The 7,510-nt window shown below is 61.3% G+C and carries 13 protein-coding genes; 10 read left to right on the forward strand and 3 right to left on the reverse strand.

The window, feature by feature from the left end; translation table 11 throughout:
* The first annotated feature begins 7 nt into the window (after positions 1-7).
* The 5 genes from J2Y63_RS20990 to J2Y63_RS21010 all read left to right on the forward strand — a co-directional run bounded on the left by J2Y63_RS20990 (position 8) and on the right by J2Y63_RS21010 (position 3,569).
* Positions 8-916 (forward strand): ABC transporter permease subunit, encoded by a 909-nt coding sequence (locus J2Y63_RS20990; protein ID WP_256120663.1) that lies wholly within the window; start codon positions 8-10, stop codon positions 914-916.
* On the forward strand, positions 916-1,770 hold the full coding sequence (locus J2Y63_RS20995) for an ABC transporter ATP-binding protein (protein WP_256120662.1): 855 nt from the start codon (positions 916-918) through the stop codon (positions 1,768-1,770). The genes J2Y63_RS20990 and J2Y63_RS20995 overlap by 1 nt, the downstream gene beginning before the upstream one ends.
* On the forward strand, positions 1,767-2,597 hold the full coding sequence (locus J2Y63_RS21000; RefSeq protein ID WP_256120661.1) for a dipeptide ABC transporter ATP-binding protein: 831 nt from the start codon (positions 1,767-1,769) through the stop codon (positions 2,595-2,597). The genes J2Y63_RS20995 and J2Y63_RS21000 overlap by 4 nt, the downstream gene beginning before the upstream one ends.
* A 32-nt stretch (positions 2,598-2,629) precedes the next feature.
* Entirely contained in the window at positions 2,630-3,118 is a 489-nt protein-coding gene (locus J2Y63_RS21005; protein WP_435267683.1) for a gluconokinase, read from the forward strand.
* Between the two features lie 106 nt (positions 3,119-3,224).
* Positions 3,225-3,569: a RidA family protein gene (locus J2Y63_RS21010; protein WP_327506288.1), complete on the forward strand. Its 345-nt coding sequence runs from the start codon at positions 3,225-3,227 to the stop codon at positions 3,567-3,569.
* A 67-nt stretch (positions 3,570-3,636) separates the two neighbouring features.
* On the opposite strand, the gene J2Y63_RS21015 is transcribed toward J2Y63_RS21010, so the two are convergent.
* On the reverse strand, positions 3,637-4,437 hold the full coding sequence (locus J2Y63_RS21015; RefSeq protein WP_256120659.1) for a response regulator: 801 nt from the start codon (positions 4,435-4,437) through the stop codon (positions 3,637-3,639).
* A 149-nt stretch (positions 4,438-4,586) separates the two neighbouring features.
* Here J2Y63_RS21015 and J2Y63_RS21020 point away from each other — a divergent pair, with 149 nt between their 5' ends.
* Entirely contained in the window at positions 4,587-4,784 is a 198-nt protein-coding gene (locus tag J2Y63_RS21020) for a NepR family anti-sigma factor (RefSeq protein WP_256120658.1), read from the forward strand.
* A gap of 80 nt (positions 4,785-4,864) precedes the next feature.
* On the opposite strand, the gene J2Y63_RS21025 is transcribed toward J2Y63_RS21020, so the two are convergent.
* Positions 4,865-5,125: a YMGG-like glycine zipper-containing protein gene (locus tag J2Y63_RS21025; protein WP_256120657.1), complete on the reverse strand. Its 261-nt coding sequence runs from the start codon at positions 5,123-5,125 to the stop codon at positions 4,865-4,867.
* Positions 5,126-5,153: 28 nt separating this feature from the next.
* Positions 5,154-5,309: a DUF3309 family protein gene (locus J2Y63_RS21030; RefSeq protein WP_256120656.1), complete on the reverse strand. Its 156-nt coding sequence runs from the start codon at positions 5,307-5,309 to the stop codon at positions 5,154-5,156.
* A 179-nt stretch (positions 5,310-5,488) separates the two neighbouring features.
* On the opposite strand from J2Y63_RS21030, the gene J2Y63_RS21035 reads away from it, so the two are divergent.
* The 4 genes from J2Y63_RS21035 to J2Y63_RS21050 all read left to right on the forward strand — a co-directional run bounded on the left by J2Y63_RS21035 (position 5,489) and on the right by J2Y63_RS21050 (position 7,116).
* On the forward strand, positions 5,489-5,821 hold the full coding sequence (locus J2Y63_RS21035; protein WP_435267664.1) for a hypothetical protein: 333 nt from the start codon (positions 5,489-5,491) through the stop codon (positions 5,819-5,821).
* An 82-nt stretch (positions 5,822-5,903) separates the two neighbouring features.
* On the forward strand, positions 5,904-6,101 hold the full coding sequence (locus J2Y63_RS21040; RefSeq protein ID WP_435267665.1) for a CsbD family protein: 198 nt from the start codon (positions 5,904-5,906) through the stop codon (positions 6,099-6,101).
* 219 nt (positions 6,102-6,320) lie between these two features.
* Complete coding sequence (locus J2Y63_RS21045) at positions 6,321-6,485, forward strand: DUF1328 domain-containing protein (protein ID WP_023514833.1); 165 nt, start codon at positions 6,321-6,323, stop codon at positions 6,483-6,485.
* Between the two features lie 130 nt (positions 6,486-6,615).
* Positions 6,616-7,116, forward strand: a complete 501-nt coding sequence (locus tag J2Y63_RS21050; RefSeq protein WP_435267666.1) for a TIGR00645 family protein — start codon at positions 6,616-6,618, stop codon at positions 7,114-7,116.
* The last annotated feature ends 394 nt before the right edge of the window (positions 7,117-7,510 follow it).

Raw genomic sequence — 7,510 nt, forward strand, 5'->3', positions numbered from 1 at the left:
CGATCTCATGAGTGCTGTTCCAACCACCACCGAAGTCAAGACGGGCGGCAAGCCGCCGTCCGGCCTCTCCGAATTCTGGTTCTATTTCTCGCGCAACAAGGGCGCCGTCATCGGCCTCGTGTTCTTCGTGATCATCCTGTTCGTGGCGGTCTTCGCGCCCTTCGTGGCGCCGCACGCCCCGAGCAGCCAGAACCGCGAACTGCTTCTCCTGCCGCCGGTCTTCCAGGAGGGCGGCATGTGGGGGCACATTCTCGGCACCGACGCCGTCGGCCGCGACATCCTCTCGCGCCTCATCTACGGCGCGCGCTTCTCGCTCTTCATCGGCCTCGTCGTCGTGACGCTGTCGGTGGTCTCGGGCGTGCTGATCGGTCTCATCGCGGGTTATTTCCGTGGCAAGGTCGACACCTTCATCATGCGCATCATGGACATCATCCTGGCCTTCCCCTCGCTGCTGCTCGCCCTCGTGCTGGTGGCCGTTCTGGGACCGGGCCTGCTCAACGCGATGATCGCCATCTCGCTCGTCAACCAGCCGCATTTCGTGCGCCTGACACGCGCGGCCGTCATGACGGAAAAGACCAAGGACTATGTCGTCGGCTCGCAGGTCGCGGGTGCCGGTACGCTTCGCCTGATGTTCCTGACCATCCTGCCGAACTGCCTCGCACCGCTCATCGTGCAGGCGACGCTCGCCTTCTCGGCGGCGATCCTCGATGCGGCCGCACTCGGCTTCCTCGGCATGGGCGCCCAGCCGCCGACGCCGGAATGGGGCACGATGCTTGCCGAAGCGCGCGAATTCATCCAGCGCGCCTGGTGGGTCGTGACCTTCCCCGGACTTGCCATCCTCATCACCGTGCTGGCCATCAACCTGATGGGTGACGGCCTGCGCGACGCCCTCGATCCCAAGCTGAAGAGGTCGTGATGCCGCTTCTCGAAGTCAAAAACCTCACCGTCGAATTCCAGACGGCCTCCGGTCCCTTCCGCGCCGTGGATGGGGTGTCGCTCAAGGTCGACGAGGGCGAAGTGCTCGCCATCGTCGGAGAATCGGGTTCCGGCAAGTCGGTCTCCATGCTCGCCGCCATGGGGCTTCTGCCCTGGACGGCGAAGGTGACGGCCGACGTGCTCACCTTCAACGGCCGCGACATGCAGGCCATGTCCGACAGCGACCGGCGCAAGATCATCGGCAAGGATATCGCCATGATCTTCCAGGAGCCGATCGCCAGCCTCAATCCGTGTTTCACGGTCGGCTTCCAGATCGAGGAGGTGCTGCGCGTCCACACCGATCTCGGCCGCAAGGCGCGCCGCGATCGCGCAATCGAACTCTTCCAGTCGGTCGGCATTCCAACGCCGGAAGAGCGCCTCGGCCACTTCCCGCACCAGATGTCGGGCGGCCAGTGCCAGCGTGTGATGATCGCCACGGCCCTTGCCTGCAATCCGAAGCTCCTGATCGCCGACGAGCCGACGACCGCGCTCGACGTGACGATCCAGAAGCAAATCCTCGACCTCCTGATGAAGCTCCAGGCTGAATACGGCATGGGCCTCATCATCATCACCCATGACATGGGGGTCGTGGCCGAAACGGCAGATCGCGTCATCGTGCAGTACAAGGGCCGCCAGATCGAATCGGCCGATGTGCTGTCGCTCTTCGAAAATCCGAAGAGCGTTTACACCAAGGCGCTGCTGTCCGCGCTTCCGGAAAACGCGGTGGGCGGGCGCCTGCCGACGATCACGGAAAAGCTGACCGACGCCGAGATTTTTGCGGGAGCTTTGCGATGACCCCTGTTCTCGAAGCGCGCAACCTGAAGCGCGACTATCACATCCCCGGCGGCCTGTTCAAACCGGCCAAGACCGTTCACGCCGTCAAGGGCGTGAGCTTCAACGTCGAAGAGGGCAAGACGCTCGCCATCGTCGGCGAAAGCGGCTGCGGCAAGTCCACGGTCGCCCGCATGGTCACGATGATCGACCCGATCACCGAGGGCGAAATGCTGATCGACGGCCGCAAGGTCGATATCGCCAGCGAGCCGCTGACTTCCGAAATGCGCAGCAAGGTGCAGATCGTCTTCCAGAACCCCTATGGCTCGCTGAACCCGCGCAAGAAGATCGGCGACATCCTGACGGAACCGCTGGTCATCAATACCAAGATCCCGGCGGGCGAACGGCGCGACCGCGCCATGGCGATCCTCAAGAAGGTGGGCCTGGAGGAGAAACATTACGGGCGCTACCCGCACATGTTCTCCGGCGGCCAGCGCCAGCGCGTGGCGATCGCCCGTGCGCTGATGCTCAATCCGCGCTTGCTGGTGCTCGATGAGCCGGTTTCCGCGCTCGACCTGTCGGTGCAGGCCCAGGTGCTGAACCTACTCGCCGACCTTCAGGACGAGTTTCACCTGACCTACGTCTTCATCAGCCATGACCTCTCGGTCGTGCGCCACATCGCGGACGACGTGATGGTGATGTATTTCGGCGAGGCGGTGGAATATGGCAGCCGCGACCAGGTCTTCGAGGACCCGCAGCACGCCTATACGAAAACCCTGTTCGCCGCGACGCCGCGGGTCGACGTGGACGCCATCCGCGCCCGCATCGAACGCCGCAAGCGCGCGGCCTGAGACCAACGCTCGTGACACGCGCGATCGTCGTCATGGGCGTTTCCGGTTGCGGCAAGACCTCGGTCGCCGAGGGCCTTGCCGCAGCGCTTCCCGCCGCCTTCATCGAGGGCGACAGCCTGCACCCGGCCGCCAATGTCGAAAAGATGTCCAAGGGCATCCCGCTCGACGACGAGGACCGCTGGCCCTGGCTCGATACGATCGGCCGCGCCATGGCCGAGACCTTGAACGACGGCAAGAGCGTCGTGGTTTCCTGCTCGGCCCTCAAGAAAGCCTACCGCGATCGTCTGCGCCAGGCCGCCGGCGGCACGCTCGCCTTCGTCTTCCTCAAGGGCAGCCGAGACCTGCTGATGGCCCGCATGGCGGCGCGGCGCGATCATTTCATGCCTGTCAGCCTGCTCGACAGCCAGCTCGCCACGCTGGAGGACCCCTCCGGTGAACCCGGCGTCGTCACCGTCGATATCGACGCCTCCGTCGAGGCGATCGTCGCGGATGCGTTCGACGGATTGGCCGCCCTCCGCTAGCCGTCGTCGGAATTTGCCGGCCTGCCACTGGCGTCGCCGGGCATGGCCCCGTATAGACGGCACACCGCTTTCGCGGGAAATTTTCTAGACCTGACAGGAACGACACATGGACATCAAACGCTTTGAAACCGGCCCGCGCATGAGCCAGGCCGTCGTGCACAACGGAACCGTCTACCTGGCCGGTCAGGTCGGCGAGGCGGGTTCCGATGTCACCGAGCAGACCAGGCAGGCGCTGGCCGAAGTCGACCGCCTGCTGGCGCTCGCCGGCACGGACAAGACCCGCATCCTCTCCGCCCAGGTCTGGCTTGCCGACATGGCGGATTTCTCCAAGATGAACGCCGTCTGGGACACCTGGGCGCCGCAAGGCCACACGCCCGCACGAGCCACCGGCGAATCCAAGCTCGCCACGCCGGATTACCTGGTCGAAGTCATCGTCGTCGCCGCGCTCTGATCAGCGCCGCACGGCTGAAACGGAAAAGGCCCGCTTGCGCGGGCCTTTTTTATTGCCATCTCGACTATCAGGCTGATTTGGACAGCCGCGCCTGTTCGTCGAAAAACAGCGCCTGGCTGATCAGCGCCTTCACCATGTCGGGGTTGAACGGCTTGGTAACGAGGAAGGCCGGTTCCGGCTTCTCGCCGGTCAAGAGCCGTTCCGGGAAGGCGGTGATGAAGATCACCGGGATCGTGCTGTTCTTCAGGATGTCGTTGACCGCGTCGATACCCGACGAGCCGTCGGCAAGCTGGATATCGGCAAGCACCATGCGCGGCGAGGTGCGGTGATAGAGCTCGACCGCCTCGGAATGCGTGCGCGCGATGCCCGTCACATTGTGGCCGAGACCCTTCACCATGTCCTCGATGTCCATAGCAATCAGCGGCTCGTCCTCGATGATCATGATGTCGGTCGCGACCTGGCTGGAGATGTCGCGCGACGCCTCGTCGAGCAATTCGCTGAAGCGCTCTTCGGAAACATCGAGAATGTCGGCGCCTTCGGAAAAATCAAAGCCCTCGACGGAGACCAGCAGGAAGGCCTTGCGCTCGGCCGGCGGCAGGTTAGCGAGGTTTGCGGCGGCCTGCCGCTCCCAGCCGAAGGGAGACGTGTTGACCGGCAGCGTCACGTCGAGGTTCTCGAAGAGCGTGCAATAGAGCCGATAGAGCGCCAGACGGTCGTTGCGACCCTCCGGATAAAGCGAAATATCGGCGACGAGCGCTTCGAGCATGGCGGCGACATAGGCGTCGCCGGACGTCTGGGAGCCCGTCACGGCACGGGAAAACCGCCTCAGATAGGCTAGATGCGGTGCGATACGGGTGGAAAGTGACATTTAGTTCTCCGTGAATATGTTCCGCATCGGAACCGTTTCCGCTAGAGTTCACTATACGGAAACCTATTGGTAGCATGCTAAGTCAAACTTGCTATTTGGTATCTTGGGCAAAAGGAAGATAGCGGGCAGCACGCGATGGAAACAAGACCATGATCGAGCCCAGCAAGGAAAAGAAACGCGTTGGTCGGGATGCGCCGCACAAGGCTGCGTTCGACCCGAACGGTCCGATCGGCCGCAAGCTGAAATCCTTCTACGACGTCATCGAGACGGAGCCTGTGCCAGATCGCATTCTGGACCTGTTGGGAAAACTCGACGAGGCCGAGGAAAAGGCCAAGCGCGGTTCCTGAACGCATCCATCCATTCCTGTTCATGACATCAAGAAACGGGCCGTAAGGCCCGTTTCGCGTTTCGATCGACCGGCTGCCTGTTAGCGGCAACGTGCTTCGTAGCGGCGGCCGTAGCGGTCGCGATAGATGCAGTAGCCATTGCGGTCAGAGCGGGCGACGAGATAGCCCGCCACGCCACCAATGGCAGCACCTGCAAGCGCGCCGCCGGCACGGCCGGTCACGACGCCGCCGATAATGGCACCCGTGCCAGCACCAATCGCGGTGCCGCGTTCAGTCTGGGTGCAGGCGGTGAGGGTGATGGTGGAGGCGACGAGGGCAAGCGCGATGATGGTGTTCTTCATTGTTGCGGCTCCTGGAATGGTTGTGGGATCAGATACGTCCCATAAGGACGAGGATGAGAAGGATAAGGACGATCAGGCCCAGACCGCCGGACGGGCCATAACCCCAGCTGCGGCTGTATCCCCAGTTCGGCAATGCGCCGACCAGAAGCAAAATCAAAATCACGAGGAGTATGGTGCTGAGCATCTGCGCTTCCTTTCACGTCCACTTCGCTATCGAGCGATGGGCCGACAACGGGCCGCAACGGATTTTGTTCCCGAAAATGTGACAGCGACGTCATGAGGGCGGCCCGGAACTTTCCGGCCCGTGCCTCCGTTGTTTTGTCCGACACGACGGGTCTGGCCCGAAGGTGATGGAGACATGAAATGGAACATATAGCCGCAATCATGCTTCTAGTCGGCTGCAGCCATGGCAGCCTCGCCTGTGAAGAACTGCAAGCGCCCCAGGTGGCGTTCGAATCCATGGAAGAATGTCAGAGCGCGCTGCCATCGGCGCTCGGTGGCGCCGGTGCTAGCAGGCGCATCGTGCATGCCCGATGCGCGGCAATTGATCCGGCCTGGATCGAAGAAGACGTCGAGATCAGCTGGACCATGACCCGACAAGGTCTCGAGGTCGACGTGCGCCAGGTAAGCCCGCCGGCAGAGGGCGTCATCGTTGCCGAAAACACCAAAACAGACGGTCGTCCCGTTATGCATTGAGCAAATCGGGAACCTTTTTCAGGCTGAACGGTTTTCCTCTCGTCAACGCCACGGCGTTCCAAGGAACTGAAAGGACAGCGACATGAACTGGGATATCATCGAAGGCAAGTGGACCGAATACAAGGGCAAGGCCCAGACCCAATGGGGCAAGCTTACGGATGACGATCTCGATGTCATCAAGGGCCGCCGGGTCGAGCTTTCGGGCAAGATCCAGCAGCGCTACGGCCTCGCCAAGGAGGAGGCCGAGCGGCAGATCGACGATTGGGCGCAGCGTCACTAATGCCATGACCGCCTGAATCGGAAACGATTTGGCAAGAATTGCGCAAAGTAGATGTCCGCGACCACATCGGTCACCGCTCATGCCGCCGCAGCCGAAAGGCCGCGGCGGCATCGTTTTATGGAAAAGTCGGTCGCTACAAAACAGTTTTATTCCATAAAACGTCCGGGAACCTTTCCCACCGTCCGCCGTTCTTCAAGCAATACAAGGAAGGAGTTCAAAATGCTCTATTATGCTGTAGTCTTTCTCGTGATTGCGCTCGTCGCCGGCCTGCTCGGCTTTGGTGGTATTGCCGGTGCATCCGCCGGTATTGCGCAGATCCTGTTCTTCGTCTTCCTGGCCCTTCTGGTCCTGTCGCTGATTGCGGGCTTGTTCCGTCGGGCATGAGGATGATGTGTCCTTGAAAGGGCGGCGTTTGCGGACGCCGCCCTTTTTGCGTCTACCGCGCAGGCCTTGCGAGGCTTTGGAGCATTGGTTAATCAGCGCTTAATCATGCCGAATCCTTGGAGCCCAATTTATGAAATCCCTCGAACTGCTGGTTGAACGCATCATCCTGTCGAGCCGCTGGATCCTGGTGGTCTTCTATCTCGGCCTCGTCGCCGCCCTTGCCATCTATGCGGTGTCGTTCCTTTACAAGTTCGGCAAGGTTGCGATGAACGTCTTCGTCTTCGACGATGCGGAGATGATCCTCGCCATGCTCGGACTGATCGATGCAGCGCTCGTCGCAAGCCTGATCCTGATGGTGATGATCGCCGGCTACGAGAACTTCGTCAGCCGCTTCGACGAGGCGGAGGCGGATGTCTCCTTCCTCGGCAAGCTCGATTCCGGAAGCCTGAAGATCAAGGTCGCATCCTCCATCGTCGCGATCTCGTCGATCCACCTGCTGCAGGTCTTCCTCAATGTGCAGCAATATACGGACACCAAGCTGATGTGGCTGACCTTCATTCACCTCGCCTTCGTGGTGTCAGCCGTGCTGCTCGGTTTCCTCGAACAGATCATGTCCAAGCTGAAGGGCTGAAAGCCTTGCCAAGACCTTTAGGGGAGGGCGCCGCGGATATCCGCTGGCGCCCTTTTCTTTTGGCGCGAAGTCAAGCGAAACCATCGGGCTTTCCCCGACATTCTCCTTATGCACCGGGCGCCTTTGGCGTGATGTCGCGCAATATCACCCTCTCACCCCTCTGTTTGACCATCTGGACAAAGTTTTCCGCAGTGATTTGGGCTTTGCGAGGGGTCTTCGAGGGCCTTTCAGCCTCCTCAAAACAAGAACCATCTGTCTTTTCAATACTTTGTCACTTTTTTGATTTTTCTTGTTTTGAGCTGTTGACGTGTTCGTATAGGTGGGCTTATAACCCGCTCATCGAACGAGAGCGGCGGCGCTTCTGGCGGCCGACGAACTCGCTCCAAGGTTTCCT

The organism is Shinella sp. BE166, from assembly GCF_051201095.1.
Taxonomy (GTDB): Bacteria; Pseudomonadota; Alphaproteobacteria; order Rhizobiales; family Rhizobiaceae; genus Shinella; species Shinella lacus.

What these genes read in the sequence shown, in the direction of transcription:
- J2Y63_RS21045 (WP_023514833.1), top strand. Translation starts at nt 6,321, where the DNA reads ATGCTCTATTATGCTGTAGTCTTTCTCGTGATTGCGCTCGTCGCCGGC.
- J2Y63_RS20995 (WP_256120662.1), top strand. Translation starts at nt 916, where the DNA reads ATGCCGCTTCTCGAAGTCAAAAACCTCACCGTCGAATTCCAGACGGCC.
- J2Y63_RS21040 (WP_435267665.1), top strand. Translation starts at nt 5,904, where the DNA reads ATGAACTGGGATATCATCGAAGGCAAGTGGACCGAATACAAGGGCAAG.
- J2Y63_RS21000 (WP_256120661.1), top strand. Translation starts at nt 1,767, where the DNA reads ATGACCCCTGTTCTCGAAGCGCGCAACCTGAAGCGCGACTATCACATC.
- J2Y63_RS21050 (WP_435267666.1), top strand. Translation starts at nt 6,616, where the DNA reads ATGAAATCCCTCGAACTGCTGGTTGAACGCATCATCCTGTCGAGCCGC.
- J2Y63_RS21005 (WP_435267683.1), top strand. Translation starts at nt 2,630, where the DNA reads ATGGGCGTTTCCGGTTGCGGCAAGACCTCGGTCGCCGAGGGCCTTGCC.
- J2Y63_RS21035 (WP_435267664.1), top strand. Translation starts at nt 5,489, where the DNA reads ATGGAACATATAGCCGCAATCATGCTTCTAGTCGGCTGCAGCCATGGC.
- J2Y63_RS21030 (WP_256120656.1), bottom strand. Translation starts at nt 5,309, where the DNA reads ATGCTCAGCACCATACTCCTCGTGATTTTGATTTTGCTTCTGGTCGGC.
- J2Y63_RS21015 (WP_256120659.1), bottom strand. Translation starts at nt 4,437, where the DNA reads ATGTCACTTTCCACCCGTATCGCACCGCATCTAGCCTATCTGAGGCGG.
- J2Y63_RS20990 (WP_256120663.1), top strand. Translation starts at nt 8, where the DNA reads ATGAGTGCTGTTCCAACCACCACCGAAGTCAAGACGGGCGGCAAGCCG.
- J2Y63_RS21020 (WP_256120658.1), top strand. Translation starts at nt 4,587, where the DNA reads ATGATCGAGCCCAGCAAGGAAAAGAAACGCGTTGGTCGGGATGCGCCG.
- J2Y63_RS21010 (WP_327506288.1), top strand. Translation starts at nt 3,225, where the DNA reads ATGGACATCAAACGCTTTGAAACCGGCCCGCGCATGAGCCAGGCCGTC.
- J2Y63_RS21025 (WP_256120657.1), bottom strand. Translation starts at nt 5,125, where the DNA reads ATGAAGAACACCATCATCGCGCTTGCCCTCGTCGCCTCCACCATCACC.